At 45.2% G+C, this 19,174-nt stretch carries 19 protein-coding genes; all 19 read right to left on the bottom strand.

Translation table 11 applies throughout. From position 1 onward, the window contains the following. Window positions 1-43 precede the first annotated feature (43 nt). The 19 genes from ACGTIC_RS01460 to ACGTIC_RS01550 all read right to left on the bottom strand — a co-directional run bounded on the left by ACGTIC_RS01460 (window position 44) and on the right by ACGTIC_RS01550 (window position 19,174). Window positions 44-469 carry a GerW family sporulation protein gene (locus tag ACGTIC_RS01460; RefSeq protein WP_059076252.1) on the bottom strand — a complete coding sequence of 142 codons (426 nt, stop codon included), beginning with the start codon at window positions 467-469 and terminating at the stop codon, window positions 44-46. Further along, on the bottom strand, window positions 462-1,196 hold the full coding sequence (locus ACGTIC_RS01465) for a hypothetical protein (RefSeq protein WP_113855170.1): 735 nt from the start codon (window positions 1,194-1,196) through the stop codon (window positions 462-464). Before ACGTIC_RS01465 ends, ACGTIC_RS01460 begins: the two co-directional genes overlap by 8 nt. A gap of 84 nt (window positions 1,197-1,280) precedes the next feature. Continuing rightward, complete coding sequence (locus ACGTIC_RS01470) at window positions 1,281-2,390, bottom strand: NADH:flavin oxidoreductase (protein ID WP_113855171.1); 1,110 nt, start codon at window positions 2,388-2,390, stop codon at window positions 1,281-1,283. 347 nt (window positions 2,391-2,737) lie between these two features. Beyond that, window positions 2,738-3,190, bottom strand: coding sequence for a hypothetical protein (locus ACGTIC_RS01475; protein ID WP_162816192.1), 453 nt, complete (start codon window positions 3,188-3,190; stop codon window positions 2,738-2,740). Between the two features lie 15 nt (window positions 3,191-3,205). Continuing rightward, window positions 3,206-3,787, bottom strand: coding sequence for an N-acetylmuramoyl-L-alanine amidase (locus ACGTIC_RS01480; RefSeq protein ID WP_113855173.1), 582 nt, complete (start codon window positions 3,785-3,787; stop codon window positions 3,206-3,208). Between the two features lie 3 nt (window positions 3,788-3,790). Beyond that, complete coding sequence (locus ACGTIC_RS01485) at window positions 3,791-4,024, bottom strand: MW1434 family type I TA system toxin (protein ID WP_113855174.1); 234 nt, start codon at window positions 4,022-4,024, stop codon at window positions 3,791-3,793. 57 nt (window positions 4,025-4,081) lie between these two features. Then, the gene (locus tag ACGTIC_RS01490) at window positions 4,082-5,056 is read right to left on the bottom strand and encodes an IS3 family transposase (protein ID WP_113855175.1); all 975 of its coding nucleotides are present in this window, start codon (window positions 5,054-5,056) and stop codon (window positions 4,082-4,084) included. Next, window positions 4,993-5,274 carry a transposase gene (locus ACGTIC_RS01495; protein WP_113855176.1) on the bottom strand — a complete coding sequence of 94 codons (282 nt, stop codon included), beginning with the start codon at window positions 5,272-5,274 and terminating at the stop codon, window positions 4,993-4,995. The genes ACGTIC_RS01490 and ACGTIC_RS01495 overlap by 64 nt, the downstream gene beginning before the upstream one ends. A gap of 63 nt (window positions 5,275-5,337) precedes the next feature. Beyond that, window positions 5,338-5,556 (bottom strand): hypothetical protein, encoded by a 219-nt coding sequence (locus tag ACGTIC_RS01500; protein WP_113855177.1) that lies wholly within the window; start codon window positions 5,554-5,556, stop codon window positions 5,338-5,340. Then, complete coding sequence (locus ACGTIC_RS01505) at window positions 5,553-5,861, bottom strand: hypothetical protein (RefSeq protein ID WP_113855178.1); 309 nt, start codon at window positions 5,859-5,861, stop codon at window positions 5,553-5,555. Before ACGTIC_RS01505 ends, ACGTIC_RS01500 begins: the two co-directional genes overlap by 4 nt. Window positions 5,862-5,871: 10 nt before the next feature. Next, window positions 5,872-6,111 carry a hypothetical protein gene (locus ACGTIC_RS01510; RefSeq protein WP_113855179.1) on the bottom strand — a complete coding sequence of 80 codons (240 nt, stop codon included), beginning with the start codon at window positions 6,109-6,111 and terminating at the stop codon, window positions 5,872-5,874. A gap of 137 nt (window positions 6,112-6,248) precedes the next feature. Further along, on the bottom strand, window positions 6,249-6,704 hold the full coding sequence (locus ACGTIC_RS01515; RefSeq protein ID WP_113855180.1) for a hypothetical protein: 456 nt from the start codon (window positions 6,702-6,704) through the stop codon (window positions 6,249-6,251). Further along, the gene (locus ACGTIC_RS01520; RefSeq protein WP_162816193.1) at window positions 6,643-7,050 is read right to left on the bottom strand and encodes a hypothetical protein; all 408 of its coding nucleotides are present in this window, start codon (window positions 7,048-7,050) and stop codon (window positions 6,643-6,645) included. Before ACGTIC_RS01520 ends, ACGTIC_RS01515 begins: the two co-directional genes overlap by 62 nt. A gap of 152 nt (window positions 7,051-7,202) precedes the next feature. After that, the gene (locus ACGTIC_RS01525) at window positions 7,203-7,541 is read right to left on the bottom strand and encodes a hypothetical protein (protein WP_113855181.1); all 339 of its coding nucleotides are present in this window, start codon (window positions 7,539-7,541) and stop codon (window positions 7,203-7,205) included. Window positions 7,542-7,561: 20 nt separating this feature from the next. Continuing rightward, window positions 7,562-7,813 (bottom strand): hypothetical protein, encoded by a 252-nt coding sequence (locus ACGTIC_RS01530; RefSeq protein WP_162816194.1) that lies wholly within the window; start codon window positions 7,811-7,813, stop codon window positions 7,562-7,564. A gap of 5 nt (window positions 7,814-7,818) precedes the next feature. After that, window positions 7,819-8,325, bottom strand: coding sequence for a hypothetical protein (locus ACGTIC_RS01535; protein ID WP_113855183.1), 507 nt, complete (start codon window positions 8,323-8,325; stop codon window positions 7,819-7,821). Between the two features lie 67 nt (window positions 8,326-8,392). Continuing rightward, complete coding sequence (locus tag ACGTIC_RS01540) at window positions 8,393-9,241, bottom strand: hypothetical protein (RefSeq protein WP_113855184.1); 849 nt, start codon at window positions 9,239-9,241, stop codon at window positions 8,393-8,395. Beyond that, the gene (locus ACGTIC_RS01545; RefSeq protein ID WP_113855185.1) at window positions 9,238-16,665 is read right to left on the bottom strand and encodes a hypothetical protein; all 7,428 of its coding nucleotides are present in this window, start codon (window positions 16,663-16,665) and stop codon (window positions 9,238-9,240) included. The genes ACGTIC_RS01540 and ACGTIC_RS01545 overlap by 4 nt, the downstream gene beginning before the upstream one ends. Window positions 16,666-16,675: 10 nt before the next feature. Then, window positions 16,676-19,174, bottom strand: coding sequence for a transglycosylase family protein (locus ACGTIC_RS01550; RefSeq protein WP_162816195.1), 2,499 nt, complete (start codon window positions 19,172-19,174; stop codon window positions 16,676-16,678).

Consider the following 19,174-nt stretch of genomic DNA (forward strand, 5'->3'; position numbering starts at 1 on the left):
TACAACGGTTGTGACCATACTGTGATTATAATTGACAAAATGTTTAAAGTTTTGCATCGGATTGAACCGGTTCAGCTGCGGCTGTAGTTTCATCTTCATCTTTAATGTAGATGTATTTATCCTTTTTCAGCTTGTCGATAATTTCCGGAGCCATGGTCAGCAGCTTTTCAAAGGCCGATGCCTGATATCCGCCTTTTTTGATAGAAAACATTTCGACCCGGTCACCTTTGATGACCAGGACAGCTGTCGGTTCCATTTTGGCACCGCCGCCACCGCCGCCGCTCTGACGGCCTGTTTCTTCTTTGCCGTTCACGCCTCCTGTACCAAAACCAAAGGTGATGTCTACAAAAGGAACGAGAATCGTATCGCCGATGTGTACAGCCTGGCCGACGACCGTTTCAACTTTAATCATGTTCTGGAAATTTTCAAAGATTGTTTCTAAATTATTTTTTATATAATTTTTATCCATGAGCGAATTCCTTTCTGTGCTGACGTACGGCCCAAAGCAGCCGGCGGACTGGCGGGGAAACGATGAAGGAAAGGGCATACAGCACAATGACACCGGGATAGATGCGTCCTGCTATTTGTATGTGGCAGTCGTATATTTCATTCAGGAAATCGAATTGCAGATCCTGCGCAGCTTGTGGCAGGAGCATGTAGAGGAAACCGGACAGCATACCCGTCTGATGCGGCTGAGATAGGCCTAACGTCCCTGTCGTCTGCACGGTGCGGATGCGGCTGTGATGCAAAAGGCGCAGGAAGAAAGACAGGCATGATGAAAGAAAGTCTTCAGACCATACATAGTCTTTCCACCAGAATGTATCGGACGCGGCACAGACATCATCTGGTTCCGGGGAGTCTGCACCCTGCAGGGCATCCCGGATTGTGTTTTCAGACAGCGGGTCCTCTTCTTCTTTGTCTGGCTCTTCTGGGTCTTTTTTGTCAGGAACAATACCGGGTGGCTGTCCTCTACCGGATAGGGGTTCCTTATGCCAGCCTATATAGCAGAGTTTCGTTGGTTTTTGACCGAAAACGTAATCCCACTCGTAATACAATCCGTGATTCAGAAAGGAAAGGACCGTCCGGATGTGAAATGGGGATTGAATATCTGCACTCAGACTATACGTAAGCGGCAGGAAGAGAAAGAAGGAACACAGCATAGCGATAAAGGCCAGCAGGCTCAACAGTATCAGCATGATATTCTCTCCTCTCCCGGCAGATGCCGCTATTCCTTGTCATACTTAGAATATTCGCCGCAATACGGATATTTCCTTTTTACGTCAGTCTTCTTCCGCTGTATCATGGAAAATACAATCTACATCAGTATCCCCGAAACAACGGCTGCAGGAAATACAAGTTGCCGGTTCCGTATCACCGCGGCGCCATCTGTTTGGCAGATCCGGCTGGCGGAGGAGCGGGCGGCACATGGATATAAACGATACAGGCGCGGTATTGAGGAATTCTTCCATCTCAGCGGCACTTCTCCAGCCGCCGACGACACCGATATCGGTCTGGCCCTGCAGTTCTTTGGCTGCTTTTTCTGCATACGGGGCAAAGTACATGGGCTCTTTCGTGCGCCGGATTGCGCGGATCGGGCCTTTGCGGGGCAGGGAGGATGTATTGCCTCCACTGATTTCAATGGCCGAAATGCCGTCGTCAGCCAGCCAGTGCATGACCTGCAGGCTTTCTTCTGCGGTCATACCGCCTTCTTTCATGAAATCGGCGCAGTTCAATTTGACCCATACAGGAAAATCGCTGCCAGCGGTCTGTTTGATGGAAGCAATACACTGACGGAGGAAACGGGCACGGCCCATGAGGTCGCCACCGTATTCATCACTGCGCTGATTATAATAAGGAGTCAGGAATTTGCTGGCCAGATAGCCGTGGGCTCCATGGAACTGGACGCCGTCAAATCCGGCTTTGCGGGCACGCAGCGCCGCCTGTCCTACGTCTTCGACGAGACGCTGGATCTGCTCTTTTGTCAGCGCCTGGGATTCCTGCAGTGTCCGGCCGATTTTATCAGGGACACCGCTTGGACTTACGATAATACGGTCTTCTCCTTCGGGAACCATAATGGCCGAACCCATGATGACAATCTGGGCAATGATTTTTCCGCCTTTGGCGTGGACTGCCTGGGTGATGGCTGCCAGGGGGGCGATACAACTATCGTCATCGAGCAGTATCTGGTGATGCTGGTGCGGTTCCAGTCTGGAAGCAGCAATCATGCCGGTAATGATGATTCCCGTTCCCCCTTCTGCCAGTGTTTCATACATGTGGCAGAGCTTATCTGTCGGATGCCCTTCTGCATCAGCCATACCTTCAAACGTTGCAGAACGGACAATACGGCAGGCTGCATGGATGCCGCCTATGGTACACGCATCAAATAACATGAAAATCTCTCCTTATGTATTCTATAATAATCAATTATATGGAACAATTGTTGCCATATAATTATTCATTATACCCTTACTTGCCCATACTATGCAAATGATTGGCATGAATTTGATAAAATAGCGACTTTTTAATTTTTTAGCGTATCTTATGTTTCACATTTTCACCTATTTTTCCATCTTTTTTTTGTCAATTTTTGTCATTTTTTCAATAAGAAGGCCGTAATGATAATTTAGATAGCGCCCGCCTATATCCGTATATAGTGGACGCTATCTTTTTTTACTTGTTGCTTAATAAGCAAACCGCCAGCCCCCCGGCCAGAACAGCCCAGGTGTCACGTTGGCGTTTAATGACTGCTTGTTTGTGTTCCATTGCTTTTATTTTCTTTGTCAATATTTGCAAAGATTGACTTTGCCGCTGCAATGTTTCCTCTGCCTGTTTCAATGAGCTTTTGGCATTGGTCAAGTTCTGCTGTGTTGTTTGCAGTTGACTTCTGCAATCTTGTAACTGATTCTGTAGCTCGATCAATATCTGCTGTTGCTCGGTCGAGTTGCTCTTGAGAACGTTCAATCGCGCTTGCAGCGTTTCCAATATCGTCTCTTGCTCGTTGATTATCTCTTTCAGCTGATTGTACTGTGTCAATGATATTGTTATTTTCTGCGCTGGCTGCATCGTCGTAGTGTCGGCACACCAGCCATGCCCCGGCAATAGCCAAAATGAAACACAACACGCCAGCAATAAGAATAGTTTTATTTTTCTGAACAATCGTTTCAGCCTCCTCTTTTGACGGCAGATACAAAAGGATCACCTCCTATTAATCGGATAATAATCGTTGAGCGCGATAGAAGTTGGCTTTTCCCCGAAGGATATCGCCGCCTGTGTATGGGGCATCTCCTTCTTTCAACACGTATAAATCCCATCGCTCACAATCCGCATCAGGTCCGTACGGTTCATGCAGGTACAGACCATCTTTATTATCGGCAGCTTCAGCATGTGTCATAACCCTTTGGAGATCAATCGTCAAATCCAACACATCGGCTAATACACAAATGACCTGTGCCATAGATTCAATCTGTGCGTCTGTTGGCGGTTCGGGCCCTAAATCGGCATGGGAGCCTAAAAAGCTATTGTAGGCGCACGCCATAGCAATTCCTATTGCCCCGGTATTACGATGCCAGGTATGAGCTTTTAGTTCAGACATATTGTCCGTTGAGACATATAGCGAACCATCCGCATCAATGGAGATATGATAATCGTCAAAATGTTGGACATAATGTCCGCCCGTCCAGTGGCAGTATAGTTTTACATCCCGGTCCATACTCTTGGCCGCACTCCACAATCCGTCATAGGACTGTCTGGCTAATTGTTTTAATTCACTTAGTGTTATCGGTCTCATGACTTACTCCTGATCTACAATAATCCAATCATGACTTAACAAGTCACTCTGACTGGCTAGCCAACCGACTTGTATGCCTTGTGTTCCTACAAATGCAATGGCTTGATTTCCCATTGTTTCGTGTTTAGCATTGACTATTTCACCTTGATGATTTTTATAACTAATGCTATCAATAATCTCTATATGTTGATTTTTTCCATTCCATCCTTCACGAGCAACTTTATGCCCTGTTTTCATTGCATTGGTCCTATGTCAAGTTTGAGTACAAGTTAAATTGAGGTTTTTATCAATCAGTTATCCAGCAATCAAAGCTGCCTTTTTCTTGTAGTTTGCATATAATTTCTCATAGTCATTTGGTGACATATAGTTACAGTGACTGTGAATTCGAACGGTATTATAAAACGTGTTAATGTATTCAAACACCAGCATATAGGCTTGTTGATAATTTTCAATCTTAAATCGATTCAGCCATTCTCGCTTAATCAAGGCGTGGAATGATTCTATGCAGGCATTATCCCATGGATAGCCTTTCTTCGAATAGCTGCGGCACATCTGTGCGGTTTCCTTGATATAGGATTGCGAAAGATATTGACAACCGCGGTCAGTGTGAATTACTACCAGACGGCCTGGATTCCTGGTTTGCTTTGCCGTTTGAAGCATCCTAATAATGCCAGATGCATCCAACTTCCGGGATAAATTCCAGGCAATGATTTTTCGAGAAAATAAATCCATGATACTGGCCAAATACACAAATCCTTCAGTGGTCCAAATATAAGTAATATCGCTGCACCAGATCGTATCTGGTCTTGGCGGATTAAATTGTTCTTGCAGAATATTAACTAATATGGCATCAAAACAACTGCTCTGGGTCGTAACGGTATAATGCTTGACCCAACAAGCACGAATCCCCATCTGCCGCATGTAAAGGCCCACTGTCCTTTCGGAAATACATTCACCTTTCTGTTGAAGCAATTTAGTAATTTTGGGTGCTCCATAGATTTGCTTTGAATCTTCGTAAATGGTTTGAATCTGTTTTTTTACCTCCTTACGGTGCGTAGCTTGTTTGGATAATTTGCGATGACTCCATCCATAGTAACCTGATGTAGAAACGCCCAATTCTGCCAGCACTCCAGATACCGAAAAATGGCGTTTCCCCTGATGGGCTTTTTCGGCTTCCTGTTTGACGCTATGGTAAATGGCGGGGATTATTTGTCTAGAATGCTGATAGCTTTTTTTAAGACATTGATGGCATCCTTGGCATCTCGTAATTCACGTTTCAAACGAGCGATTTCCTTGGCTTTATCAGATGCATAGTTTCCGGATCCGCGATATGGCATTTCCCCATTATCCCGTAATTGCTTTTGCCATCGTGACAGTGTCTGTTGGGAAATTCCTAAATTATGGGCACACCCAATCAGTCCTAAGTCACGATGATCATGGTAATATTGGACAGCATCCATTTTAAATTGTTTGTCGAACTTCGTCATACTAAGGCCCCCTATATATACTTTTATTGTATCACTTTATGGAAAACCTCAGTTTGACTTGTCCTATTTATATGCTAGCATCACATCAAGTGCTTGGCTAAACGTCATTTTAGAGTTTAATTCATGGTATGCTTTTTCAAAAACCATTTTAGGGCTCCAACTGATATATCCGTCTGGGTATGTTACTTTATAACCATCTTCACCTAAATGATGATTCCCCATTTCTTTCCATGCCTTGCAGTATTCAGCTTTTACAACTTTAGTTCCAATATATGTTTTCATTTTTTCTCCTCCGATCTTAAGGGCATAGCTCCGACTGGCGAGTTATAACGTGAATCCATGCCATACTTTGTCCAAGCTGCTTTTGCCAGGCCTACGATACCGGCCAAGCCGCCGGCCACGGCAGAGACGCCGGACCAGCAACTCATGAGTTCAAATTTTGTCCCGTGTAAGGCATTGGACCAATACCCATACAGCCAGCTACATAAAATCAGGCAAAGAAAAATCATCATGATGACGGACAACATGATGACTAAAGCTAGCCAATTTTTCTCTGCCCAATGTCCAAATTGGACAATCTTTTTCATAGCATCCCTCCTAATTCCGAAAATAATCAACAATAAATGATATGACTCCGCCGATAATGCCGGCGATGACATACATTGAATTGATACGATGATGAGCTGAACGGCCACGCTGATCTGCAATGATTGCCAGTTCTTTTGTAGCCTGGAATTGTTCCTGCAGCTTATGCACGGAATCCAGGGCTTCATTTAGTTGCGCTTCCAGCCGTGCCATCCGTTCGAGAACTTCCGTTTGAAAATCGCGTTCACTCATACAATCCCCTTTATAGTTTCATTATATAAGCCAGAGCGTAGAAAGGTGGTATGGTAGGTAATTCTACACTGGAAGCGAAGGCTAAACGAGCATGACCACTGTTGATATTTACATCATTTTCTTTCATGATTGCCCTCCTATGTAAATGCAATAGTAACATTATTTAAATATAAACCAACTGTATCATTATTAATACTGTTCGGATACGCTACCTTATCATCATTGTTAAAAATACTAATATTAATAATATTTCCACTCCATCTGTCAACAGTATCAGTGGTGCCTGTTATAAAATGATTATATGTAGTAGCATCTCCTGCTATATAATTATCATTCTGCCTACATCGATACTCCCCTTGTGCTACTATTGTTTTTACGTCATCTCCTATTAGTTTGGGAAGTACTATACTAAATTGTATCCGTGTGTTACTTGATGTAAGGAATGCCGCAGGGATAAGTGCGGGTAAGTTAAAACTATCCCCTGCATGAAAGTACAAAGCAGAATCAGTTTGGGTTTTTATATCATTTATATCATCTTTGGTAGCATTTTTCCGTACTACAAACGTTGCGTTGCCATCTATAATTTCTGTCATTTATATCCCCTCCATAACATACGTAATAAACCACCGTATACGATTTGGGCTGTACGGTATTTGAAGCACCATAAATATTATTAGATTTAGAGGCATCAAAATCATAAGTTACTGACTTATATGTCCCTGCTCCTTGCGAATTAGGCCCACTACTTGTATCCCCTGTTTGTGTCGAAAAGGCACCACTAACGCCAATCTGGTCACTGTAAGTGTATATTTTTCTGAAATTGCCTGTGATATTCGGCAATCCAGCATTTTTACTAGTTCCTGCAGATGTACTACCCTCTAAGAAACGGCCATCATTTAATGTCGGTGTTTTCCCATCTGTAAATATATTAGCTAACATAGGATACTTAGTCTTATCAAAAGATGACCCGTCGCATGGTAACAGGTATTCGTAGCTTTTTGGAGTAGTAGTTTTAGCAATAATGTCACCGACTTCATAGCGGCAACGAGTATCTCTTACCCTCCAATGTACATTCCCGTCGGCCATATCAGCTATTGCCCCCCCGTAGAGGACACGCTACTGAAATCCGGTTCTTTATCTCCAGTGGTTCCAGCCGTAATACATTCCAAATAGGCCCATGAGGGCAGGTTTTTGCTGTACGCAATATCACCTACTTCATAGGCTTTATTACGCTGTAACGTCGTGATTCCATTTATTATTGTCAAATCTGTTGATGTAATAGTGATTGCCCTTACTTTCTCAATGATTGCATCTGTGCTATTTACGCTCTCCGCAGTCACTTTTTTCGTGTTTACACTTTGCCACTTTTTGCTTTCTGTTCCCAACTGCCCTTCTCCATCGGCTCTGGGCACAATATTACGTGTTGCCATTTTCTATTCCTCCTTTGGTTCTAAATCGCCATTACCATCAGTTCCCATTCTGCAGAGTAAGCCGGCGATTCGCTTGGCATCAGGCTTCCATTTATATCTATTTCAAAAAATGTCTGGACGGTTCCGGTTGTTGCTAATTTTTCATTGATTTCCGTCTTCGTATAGAAATCATCTGAAGATAAATACGTTGCTGTTCCACCCGTTGTTGTCGTTACGTTAATCGCCGGCACTGATGCATAGGTTTGCCCGTTTATTTTTATATCTTCTGCCATAGCTTTTATTTAATAGTCAATATTTTGGAAGTGGAGTCTTGTGTAATTTTGGCTGTTGTCAATGTCCCTGTAATCTTGGCTCCGTTTACATAAGCCGTACTGCCGCTTAATATGGTCCCTGATGTACCGGTAGCATCAGATGTATCTACGACGCTTGTTTTGCCTGATACTCCCAATATAGTAGATCCTGCTTTAATATTTTCACTTACCAGTTTGGCCTGTTCGGTTTCGCTGAGCTGTACAGTGCCTTTTCCATCATGATACCCGGCAGCCACTGTATAAATCCCGTCTTTTTTGTTTATTTCCCCCGCAATTGCACCATTATTAGGCATACTGCCAGTAGACTGCCCTGCATTTAAAAAGGCTGTCTTTCCCTGCAGAATATCGCTGGCGGTGGCTGTTGCTCCCGTTGTTTCATAATAATTTGCATTCCCTGTTCCGCTCGATAATGGTATGGATACCTGCGGTACACTTTCATACGTTACATTGTTGATTTTTACTGTTTTAGCCATATTTCCTCCTATTCTACGGTCATAGTCCCGTTGTACGTAATCTTCCCGTAATTACTTGGTATCGGCGTTACTGTTGTTCCCGTCCACCCGCCCGCTGGGACGGTAACCCCTTTGGCATGATGTCTCCATTGCTGTCCAGTTCCCAGCGTGACGAATATGTTGGACTGGTTGCAGGCATTAATCCGCCCGTTTCATCGATTTCAAAGTAATTTTCCCCATCTAATGTTACTTTGACCCAGTACGGTGACGACTGTGGATTTTCTCCTGTTATAGACTTACCAATACAGCGATAACTGTTTCCATCCTCGTAGGCAACAACAGCAGGATAATCATATGTTTTTGATACATCCCAGGCAGGTGCGGAAGCTGCATAAGCTGTACTGGAATAAGCAGCGGCTTCTGCTGCCCAGTTGGCTGCTGTAGCCGCTTCCTGTTTCGCCTGATCTGCATTTGTTTCTGCTGCGTTTTCATACTGTTCAGCCAACTTTGCTTCATCCGCTGCTTTGTAAGCATATGTCAGGGCCAGGGCTGCCTGCTTTGCTGATTCCTGGGCGCTGATTGGTGCTAAATTGGCACGGTAAATTGTTTCCTGCAACATCATGATTATCCAGTCCATGCTTTTTTCAATCAGTGAAAACGGCAGTTTGTCTGGTAAATCGACATTGTTTTGCAGTGGTGTTTCCCGTGATAAGCGGATACTCATATCAGCGGTAAGCGGATCTCCCTGAACTGGGTATATATAGGTGTTTTCTACCGTGTCATATCGGTAATTACTTACAATCTCCGTTTCCATTCCCATTTCATCGACGAGATAACCATGTATATCCCCACTCGTCCGATAAGGGTAGGGAAAGGAAAATGCCGTTTGTTTGCCATCGCCACGGTACACAATTGTTACTTCTGTGGCCTGGATCATTTTTTAGCCTCCTTTTCTTTCTTCCTCTCTTCCCGCTGACGTTCTTTCAATGTCTTATACCTCCTGTCAAAAATGATGGAATTAAGCAGTGTGCTGACGCTCCGGTCTGTATCGACCATGCTGAACCGCATCAGCGCCCAGAATCCGTCTGTCAACGTGTCGCTGAATCCATAGTACCGGTTCACTGCCCGGCTGGTACTGCGCCCTACATCAGTCCAGTCCTTATTAGGCGAAAAGCCGGCCTGGAGTGCTTTTATGGCTTCTTCACCCATGGATAAGCCCAATAGGTTACTGTTTTGGAACGACGGCAGGCCCAGCATGACATACATGGCGTCTTCCAGTGTATCCCGGACAACGGGTATCCCCTGTGCCGTGTTGGAAACCAATTTGATGCCCATCTTCTTCAGAATTTTTTCTGGATCATCATCTCCGGCTACGGCTTCACGATATACCGTTTCAAATACCGTTGGCAGTATCACCCACCATAGCATTGCATTGAAAAGGGCTATTCTGTTGCCTTTCTTCCATTGATACCCGCCCTTAATCATGGCGTTCAACACCGTATTACTATACGAATAGAACGGGGCTAATTGCGCAATTATGTCATTCTGCCGCATCATGGCCGGCTGATCTTTTACCCGGCCACTGCCGAATATATCCCGAACAGCCTTATCGGCTGCCAGTACGGCCTGGTCTTTAATAATTCCTGGGTCCGTTTTTTGTGCCTGAACCTGTTCTCTCAGTGATTGATTATAGGCGTATCGCCATAGTGCCATGCTGCACATCAAGTCTGTTTCTGTGATGAACCAGTAGCCGTATCGGCCAATACTGTCCCGTTTCTGCTGCAGTTTTACGGATAACCGGGAACTGCCTTTTTGTACCTGGAATGCCATTCCCTGTTGCAGGTCCCGGTCAATCGTATTGATCCGATCTGCCATCATGGGGCTGTTTTGCATGACAAACTGCCGGTTCTGGTGATATATTTTGGTTCCGCCTCCCAGGATACCGGCTCCGAACTCTCCTAGTGCCCGTATGGTATTGATAGCCCCAATCCGGTTCATCATTGGGAATATATTCAAGGCGTTGAGTACGGCTGTACTGGTTCTGAAAGCCATAACAGCATAAGACGTCTTCCTGCGCAATCGTTCCAGCGTTCTGGACAGGGCTGTCATCTTCTGTACGTCCGTTTTCCAGCAGTCCTTCGTCCATTGTTTGATCGCATCGTACGTATGCATTCCGTAATTTTCCTGGATGATTTTCTGGATGTCTGGATGGGATATGATTTTATATACGTCTGTTACCGCTTCCCGCATACAAATATGATGAATAGCTTCATTGATGGCTGCCGGCCATACATCTAGTGACAGGTCCAGGCCCATTCCTTGTACTGTTTTTGCTCGTTTCTTTGTGCTTCCCATCCCGATTGCCATTGTCGATGATCCAGATAATTGTGTTTTTACAATATCATCCATCTCATGTTCGCTGGCTTTGACTGATAATTTCGGATCATATCGGATAGGATAATACCCGCCGCTGATTTTCCTGCCATTGATCGTGAAGGGCATCGGCTGTACCTGCCCCAAACCTACGCCGTAGAGCCGTTCCTGCACGGCGTTTCGTTCCGGCCAATATTGTTTCAGTGAATCCCAAACAGCTTCCAGGAAGTCCAGGTCTTTTTTAGTCAGTGCTCTTGTAAACAAGTCTTCCATATCCGCTTCATTGACATGGTGATAATCCATGATACGCTGGCGACCTTCTTTATTTCCCCAATTCAGTGCCATGGCCAATATCTGTTCATGAGTGAAATTCGTTGTTGCTCCTACTGCCCAGGCTTTATCATTCCGTATATGCTGCCATTCTTTCGGACTGTATATGTGGCATATTTTGGCAAACGTCCTGACAGCTTCCTGCTGCATAGTGATTTCTTTCCGGTCTGCCCGGTCAATGGGATTCCATATATACTGCATCCATTTCGGTCCCATATCTTCCAGGATGACTTCTATCTTCGTCAGAGACAAGATGGCGTCCGATGCTTTTTCCTTCAGTCTGCCTTTCCGGTTCTGATTATTCAGTGTCTGTTGCGGGTTCCAGGCAAGGTCCTGTTTCATGGATTGGGATAACTGTTCTACGGCGTCCGGAATACTGACCTGTTTGCCCTCTTCGTCTAAGATGGTCGTTGCTTCATACTCCCGTCTGCCTGATTTATACAGGGCCGTAATAGCCTGATCGATATCACGGAATTGAGCCAGTGACAGATCCTGATACTTCATGCGTTCTTTTCCATCCACGATATTACGAATCCATGGAGCTACAATGCTGCTTTCATTGGGCTTATCTATTTTCCCGTTTGAGTCTTCAGCCAAACAGTAATCTGGCGACAAATCCCGATAGATGTAATTCCAGTCCAACCCGATAATTTTCCCGTCCTGCGTCGGAGGCCGGCCGTCCCGGTCAGTGATTCCCAGATTATATGCCAGATGCTGCAGGAAATACCGGGAATGCATGCCCATGCGTACCGGATTTTTCGCCCGGCTGATCCGGTTCAGTATCCCTTTTATGCCATAGCGTTCATCGCCCTGGTTGTCGAGTGTCCCTTTCTGACCTTCCAGCGCTTTCCGGACGTATTCTTCATTGTCTTTGGCCGCTCTGGCCATGCAGTAGAATTTTTGGGCATTTCCTTTTTCCAGCAATGCCTGTTCAAAGTTCCCGGCACTCATGTGCTGATCTGCCAGATGAGATGCTGCTTTGGCCTTGATTTCAAAGTGCCTCCACGTTGTCGCTTCTGATACCTTCATATCTTCCAGTTCCTGTCTGGATAATTCCAGCATTTTTACATACGAGGCTGACGGCATGTCCCGTACCTGATTCAATCCATGGATGACTTCACGTAGTGCTTTCTTCAGGCTTTTTATCTGGGTTTCATTTTCTTCTTTGGTAAGTTTATCCTTTTTCCGCTCGGCTGCCAGTGATTTCTTCAGTTCCCGTATTTCTTCATTCCGGCTCAGCAGAATATTGTCCATACGCCCTTTAGCTACACGGGCTTTATCCTCCTGGTCTGCAATGCCCATTATCTGACGGAGTTGGGCTCTGACTTCTTCGTCACTACCTTTTATACGGCCTAATTCCTGCATTGCTCGTACACACTCTGCGATGTATGCATTGATTTTTCGCTGCATTGCCGCCCGTTCCAGATCATTCAGCCGTGCCTGGCCATTTGTCGATGCCAGTTGTTTATCTGCTTCTTTGCAGATATCTTCATAGGTCGGCATCATGTCATCATACAGTTTTTTTCGTTCTTCCATGTATGTGGCAGAACGTTCTTCCAGTGTTCCTCCCGCATCATGCAGAGCCTGACGGAAAGCGGCTTCGTTTTTGTACCCATTCTTTTCCAGGATGATGCTACGGGATTCCGGCATGTGATTATATATATTTTCTATACGGTAGATTTCATTTTCATCACAAACCTGTTTTTCATAGTCCAGGCGTTCTTTTTTCAATGACTCTTCTCTCAGAGTTTTCCAGTTATTTTGTTCAGAGGCAATGAATTCCTGCAACAGTCGTTCCTTACTGCGTTCTTTGACTTCTTCACTCCATTTGCGGATCATTTCGCCTTCCGGCCCCGTGAGATCCCCGGAAAATCCTTTGCGGTCCCAGGCATTCAGTTCTCTTGTTTTGGCCCAGAGTTCGATATCTTTGTCTGTTGCCAGCATTCGGTTCATGACACGTTTTACGTCTGCCGGTGGTTCTTTGCCCAGGTTTTTCAGATCCTGATAGATTCCTATCAACCATTTCTTGAACCGGCGGAAGATCCCGGTCAGCTCCTTTGTCGGGGCTTTTCCTTCTGCTATATATCGTTCAAACCCACGGGCAAACCGTTCCTGCATCCATCGTTCTTCGGCAGCTTTAATGGCGACGTCATCGCCGCTCTTACGGGCATTTTCAATGGCTTCTGCGTGTCCGGCAAATTCTTTTTCCAGTTTTGTTCCTTTATAATCATCCAGCCTTTCCGGCGCATACCCGGCCCAGTCCCGGATTGTCTGCAGGTCGGTGATCAGTTGAACAGGAGCACCGTCTTTCTGTGCCATCGCTTCCATCTCTGACAGCCACATATGCGCTGCTTCATGGACAAAGGATGACTGATCAGCCGCATCAAAGAGGTGAATAGCACCGGTATGGGAGTCATAGGCTGCCTGGAGCTGACCTTGTCGATAAGCTTGATTATCATGCCCTGCCTGCTTGTATTTTTCGTTGACATTGGATAACTCTTTTTGTATACTTGAAAGTGAAATAGCGGTTTTATTCTGACTAGAAGGGCCCTGCGCGTTATGTGAAAGGATTCTAGCTGAATGTTCCGCTATTTTTGTTTTTATAATATTTTCAATAGATTCTGCTTTTCCCGGGAATCCTGTTTTAAACCATGTGGTCCCTTTATCGTCAATTTCGAGAACGACATAATAATCTCCAAGTTTCCCTTTTACATGAGTTAGTACGGGAATCCCTGAAAAAACGGCGGTGTCTTTTTTGTTGGATATAGCTGCGTTTTGCAACGTACCGATATGCGCGTCAATGTCATCCAATTGCCCGGCATTTAAAACGTGTCCATGGTGTGGTGTTGTGGCATGCACTACTTGGGCTTCTGCATAAATGACACCAGAATTACCTATAAACATTAGCTTGTTTGCCGGTTTTCCTTTTTGTCTCCTATCGTTGATCTTTTTGATAAATTCGTCAAATGTGTTTGTCCCTGATTTTCGTACATTATACATAGCTTGTCCAAATTGGCCCGCTTGCTGATTCATAACGATAGGATGAGCCTTGGCAAAGTCCTGTGCTGTGTAGGCCGTGTCTCCGTATTCATGACGTATATCTGCCCAGCGTTCTGCCATACGGGCATAGATATACGCGTTTTCTCTTGCCGCCTTTGAGGCTTTCTGCCCGGCAGTAGATAATGTTTGCGCTGTCTGTTTATATACGGCTGCCCCTTCTTTCGTCTGGAAGGATTTACGGAGCGCATAATCTCCCTGTGCGAGCTCATGGAATGTCTGTTCCATATCCCGCAGCCTTTCATACCGTCTCAGCAGCTCTCCCGTTTCCTGATTCCATTTTGCCGCATCTTCCGGGCTGGCATAATGCTCTACTTCGTTTTTCTGGTCTTTATATGCAATGTACAGCATTTCTTCCTTAGTTGCTTTCCGGCCCAGATCACTGTACATATCGGACCACCATTTTTCATTGTTGGACATGCGCAGGCCCCGGCCAGTCTGTACATTGGTATGGGTGCCCTGGTCTACTACGACTTTGGCTACGCCCTGAGGTTTATAGTTCCAATATGCATTGAATCCGAGGATGTCTTCCAGCTGCTCCCGGGTGTCTTTTACGGCTTCTTTATATGCCGATTCCAGATCATAGGGATTCCGGTACACGACATCTCTGGCCAGTTCCTGGGTTTCTTCATCCGTGTCTGCAAAATGCTCCTGCATGATTTCTTCTGATACACTGTCAGACGTATCATTGGCTATATCACGTAATTCTTTACGCAGGGCTTCCATACGTTCGGCACGCTGACGGAGGGCTGCACGATGTATGCCGCCTTTATTCATAGTCGATGCATCCATTAGCGTTTTTGTATCGAAGGATTCATCACTCAGCTGGGCAAATATCCCAGTCGGGAGTTCTATATCGGTTCCGTTCTTTACGGCCTGTTCCACCTGGTCTTCCGTTACCATCCCTCGCTGTACCGCATCATTGAGTACAGCGATTCCTTCATCTGTACGGGACAGTTCCTGGGCATCTACATAGATCGTACCCATATCATTTTTTTCAGCCTGTGCCTGAATAACCTTGCCATAGACTTCGGGATTCTCTTTGGCAAGGTTATTTTTTTCTTTCTGCTTTACCAGGGCTTCCATTGTCTGTTCTTCTACCTGGCGCTGATAGGCTTCGCGCCAGTCATTGACTTTCATACTGGCAATGGCAGACATGCCATTATAATGCCCGATGCCGTGCGCGGCAGCACCCATACCGCCAATACCAATTGCTGCCGGAACGGCCTGTACCATAGCATCTACAGCATCATTCAGGACGTCTTTTGCTGTGTGGTATTTCCCTTGCTGGCCTTGAATTGCGTATTCCAGGTTATCCGCTACATCATTTACTGTCTGCTGGACCCCTTCTTCTATCAGTTCTGATCCTACACTGCGGGCATACTGCTTTGTTGCTCCCCAGGCCGCCATACGGGCCAGTGCCAGTTTCCCGGCATCTACGATCTGTTTCTGGGCTGCTCCATTTTTCAGGATGCTTTGGGCGGCTTTATTGCCCCAGGCTGCTTTGATTGGTGCGTATCCAAATTCCAGCAGTCCCAGTTCTACTGCCCCGTTGATTCCCCCTACGACAGAACTATCTGCCAGCATCTGCCCCCTGCTATACAGAGGATTTCCGTTTTCATCTTTTCGCTGTGCCAGTTCCCAGTATCGGTCTGCCATGGATTGTTTGGTTATTTCCTTAAACATACCCGTACGCAGTCCCCAGGCAGCACCGGTCAGTCCGGCCCCTGTTTCTACCGCTGCGGCCCCGATACCTAGAGAAGAAGCTCCAGCGGCCAGTGCTGCCGGGGCTGCAGCGGTCATGGCCAAGGCCATACTTTTGGGCACGTATTGCAATGCGCGAATTCCTTGTGTTCCGTATATGGTTAGTTGTTTTATTGCTTCATACACGACTTCCCCTGCAAAATCATCTGGTTTGGCCTTTTCTTCTTCATTCAGTTTATTCGCCAGTTCTTCGATATAGGGACGGTTTCCTTCGATATCCCCGCTTTCCACGGCTTTCATCTGAGCATCATAGAGGCGGACCATATCGGCACCACTGGCAGCCGCATCAGAAAATAGCTGGCCTGTATAGGATGCAAAATCAATGACGGGTTTAAAGATGTTTCGTGTTTCCTTTAAATCATGATAATTTTGCAGGGCTATGGAGGCGCCGACTGAATCCGCTTCTCTCATCTTTTTTATTTCAGGATACATGGTATCAATGTTTTCTGCATTAAACGGCTGCCCTGACAAAAAGCTCCATTGTATGGCTTCGTCATGAATTCTTCTTGCTTCTTCCAGCGCATCTTCATTATCCATTAGAAACTGAGAAGAAATTCCCAGTTCATCTCCATATTGTTTGGCATCCTTCATTTTCATCGCATCATCGCTAAACATGTTACGATATATGTCCATGATTTTAGATGACGCACGGTCCCATAAAGTGCCCCCATAATCGTTTTCTTTACGCCACTGTTCTCCTTTTTCATCACTATATACCGTGTTGGTATCAAACAGAAGTGCTGGCTTCCCTTCTGCCTGGTATGTTGTCGTCATCTTTCCGTTATTTATATCATCAATTACACTTTGTACTCCGGGATCTAATGTAGTATCTTTCATTGTATACTCCTTATTTAATACCATTCCTTTTCATGAAATCAGGCAATTCTGTTGCATAAATCGTATTGGCCAAGTACGGATTACCATCGGAATCATAGTTATAGAACCTCACGTATGTCCCTTCGTCTGTTTTGATTAAATCCCAGGTTGCATATCCTAGTCGTTTTACATCTACCTGCGACAGCTTTAATGGTGTGTCTGTAAATATTCCATATTCAGCAGTGGCACCGGTATCCCATCGGGTGGTTGCTTTGACTACCATTTTCCGAATAGTGTCTTTATCTGGCTGTTCTCCGTTATGCTCCTGCTGATATTTATTTACTTCCTCTCCAACGATTACATCCAATGCATTTTTGTTGGCTTTCCATGTTTCGGTGTCCCAGTTCATATCATATCTTGTCAGCCAGTTGCCTATATCGAATCCTTCCCCGTTTTGCACCTTGTCGAATTCTGTGTATATCTGATTTACCTGGTCGGGGGTGAAGGTCTTATCGACATTTGAAAAAAATTCATTTAATTTTTCTTTTGTATCCAGTTTTCCATTATGAATCCCTGCTTTTACTGATTGTACGTCGAATACATTGGCCTTTCTTGACTTTGCGGCCATGGCTTCTGCTTTATTTTGTATACTTTTATCCAGGGATATTACCTGACCGCCTAACACGCTTATCTTTAGATCTTCATCATCTCCTATGATACCTGCCAGTGCCTGCCTGCGTTCCGTATCCGTTGCCTGCGCATGATTAAATGCCCAGTCCGCGTATTGCTTCTTTGCATTCGTTACTTTTGCTTCAATGGCTTCCTGCTTAATCCGCTTTCTTAAGGCACGGCGGGCATCCAGTTCTTTTTCTAATTCTTCTTCTGAATAGATCTGTTCTTCACTTTCTACCCATCTATCCTGCGTTCCGCTTATCCCTGTTTTTATAATTCCTTCCGGTACCATTCCAGGAATGTTTATATCCCCGCCATGAATGGTTGTACCATTGGGGCCGGTACTGCTGGAGTTTCCATAAAAACCGCCGTTCCCGTCGTATATTACGATATGCCCCTGGCTGCCTTCATTTGTCTTATAGAAAATACAGTCTCCCTTATTCAGATTTTCTATATCAAACGGCACGACAGGTATGTTGTCTTTTTTTGCGTCTTCTACCATCATGGGAACATTTACCACGTTGTTCTGGGCTTCCTTTGCCAGAAACTCGCTGTAACTTGCCCCGAACTTCCCTACAAACTCTGCGCAGCCATTTCTGCCATTATCCATTTGTATACCTACTAAGCCCGCATCTATCGAGTATTTGAACCCTTCATCTACCAGATTGCTGCTCTGATTCCCTGCTAGTTCTTTTAACCGGCGGACTCGTTCCGTGACTGCCATATTGCCTTTATAAGGTTCATTGAAGCTGAATTCCTGTCCATCATACATACCGGTAGACAGCCCCTGCTGCCAGCGTCTCCCGTTTTCCAGTCCCCAGTTCCATGCTACGGAAGTAGCTTCTTCATCACCGTTTAATTCACTTTTAAGATAATTCCAATACCATTTTGCATTGGTATCCTGTGCCTCTGGGGAATGATCTTCCGGGTTTACTCCGGTCTGTCCGGATACCCATTCCCATGTACTGGGAAGAAACTGGTATTTACCAAATGCTCCTGAATCTCGATTATACGCATTATAGTCCCCACTGCCAGCGCTTTCTATGGATGCATTGGCTTCGAAATAGCTGTTACTTCCGTTTGCCCCGCCTGCCCCATGTATCAGCCGCCTTATGGTCCTTCGATTGCCTTCTTGTAACATTTTCAGCTGCTCGGCTCTATCGTCTGTTGCATCTAATACCGCATCAACCCGCCTGGTCAAATCCGCTTCTTTTTTATGAGTAGATACAATATGCGTATATTTTGCGAGATCTGCACTGTTTACAAAGTCCCCTGCCTGGGACAATACCTCTCCTGCTACATCTAATGACGTCTGGCTTCCATCTGCAATAATATTATCCAACCATTTTGTCAGCATTGTTGTATTGGCATCCCGCCTTTTTTGAGCCAGATTTTCTCTGCCTAATTCATTCATGTATAATGCATCAATCGTGGCTGCATTTTTGGCAAACCCTGCAAATACATTGGCAGTGACTCCTTCTTCCACCACATTGTTGGTGTTCAGGTCTAAGCGCGTTTGCAGAACGTTGGCTTTATATTCTTTCTGTTTACTGTACTGGTACTGCATCACAGTTCCCAGTTTATTAATATTTGTATCATCCGCCATTTTCAAAAAGGCGTCATGCGCTTTTTTATAATTTGGCAGGGCTCCCAGCGCATTCTGGCGGATTTTAACTTCCCCTTCCTGATACTGTTTCATTACATCCAGTGCATTGATATCCTGCTTTGTGAGCAGTCCGGTATCGGGATTATTTAGGAGATCATTTAATCCCTGATGATACTTATTACTGGCATCTACAACGGCCAGACTAATCTGGTCGTCTATATAAGCCTGCCATTGTTTTTGTACATCATTCAA

The sequence above is a fragment of the Megasphaera hexanoica genome, assembly GCF_043520715.1.
GTDB classification, from domain to species: domain Bacteria; phylum Bacillota; class Negativicutes; order Veillonellales; family Megasphaeraceae; genus Megasphaera; species Megasphaera hexanoica.

What these genes read in the sequence shown, in the direction of transcription:
- ACGTIC_RS01480 (WP_113855173.1), bottom strand. Translation starts at nt 3,787, where the DNA reads ATGAGACCGATAACACTAAGTGAATTAAAACAATTAGCCAGACAGTCC.
- ACGTIC_RS01485 (WP_113855174.1), bottom strand. Translation starts at nt 4,024, where the DNA reads ATGAAAACAGGGCATAAAGTTGCTCGTGAAGGATGGAATGGAAAAAAT.
- ACGTIC_RS01470 (WP_113855171.1), bottom strand. Translation starts at nt 2,390, where the DNA reads ATGTTATTTGATGCGTGTACCATAGGCGGCATCCATGCAGCCTGCCGT.
- ACGTIC_RS01525 (WP_113855181.1), bottom strand. Translation starts at nt 7,541, where the DNA reads ATGGCAACACGTAATATTGTGCCCAGAGCCGATGGAGAAGGGCAGTTG.
- ACGTIC_RS01465 (WP_113855170.1), bottom strand. Translation starts at nt 1,196, where the DNA reads ATGCTGATACTGTTGAGCCTGCTGGCCTTTATCGCTATGCTGTGTTCC.
- ACGTIC_RS01535 (WP_113855183.1), bottom strand. Translation starts at nt 8,325, where the DNA reads ATGGCTAAAACAGTAAAAATCAACAATGTAACGTATGAAAGTGTACCG.
- ACGTIC_RS01530 (WP_162816194.1), bottom strand. Translation starts at nt 7,813, where the DNA reads ATGGCAGAAGATATAAAAATAAACGGGCAAACCTATGCATCAGTGCCG.
- ACGTIC_RS01505 (WP_113855178.1), bottom strand. Translation starts at nt 5,861, where the DNA reads ATGAAAAAGATTGTCCAATTTGGACATTGGGCAGAGAAAAATTGGCTA.
- ACGTIC_RS01510 (WP_113855179.1), bottom strand. Translation starts at nt 6,111, where the DNA reads ATGAGTGAACGCGATTTTCAAACGGAAGTTCTCGAACGGATGGCACGG.
- ACGTIC_RS01515 (WP_113855180.1), bottom strand. Translation starts at nt 6,704, where the DNA reads ATGACAGAAATTATAGATGGCAACGCAACGTTTGTAGTACGGAAAAAT.
- ACGTIC_RS01545 (WP_113855185.1), bottom strand. Translation starts at nt 16,665, where the DNA reads ATGAAAGATACTACATTAGATCCCGGAGTACAAAGTGTAATTGATGAT.
- ACGTIC_RS01495 (WP_113855176.1), bottom strand. Translation starts at nt 5,274, where the DNA reads ATGACGAAGTTCGACAAACAATTTAAAATGGATGCTGTCCAATATTAC.
- ACGTIC_RS01500 (WP_113855177.1), bottom strand. Translation starts at nt 5,556, where the DNA reads ATGAAAACATATATTGGAACTAAAGTTGTAAAAGCTGAATACTGCAAG.
- ACGTIC_RS01520 (WP_162816193.1), bottom strand. Translation starts at nt 7,050, where the DNA reads ATGTTAGCTAATATATTTACAGATGGGAAAACACCGACATTAAATGAT.
- ACGTIC_RS01460 (WP_059076252.1), bottom strand. Translation starts at nt 469, where the DNA reads ATGGATAAAAATTATATAAAAAATAATTTAGAAACAATCTTTGAAAAT.
- ACGTIC_RS01540 (WP_113855184.1), bottom strand. Translation starts at nt 9,241, where the DNA reads ATGATCCAGGCCACAGAAGTAACAATTGTGTACCGTGGCGATGGCAAA.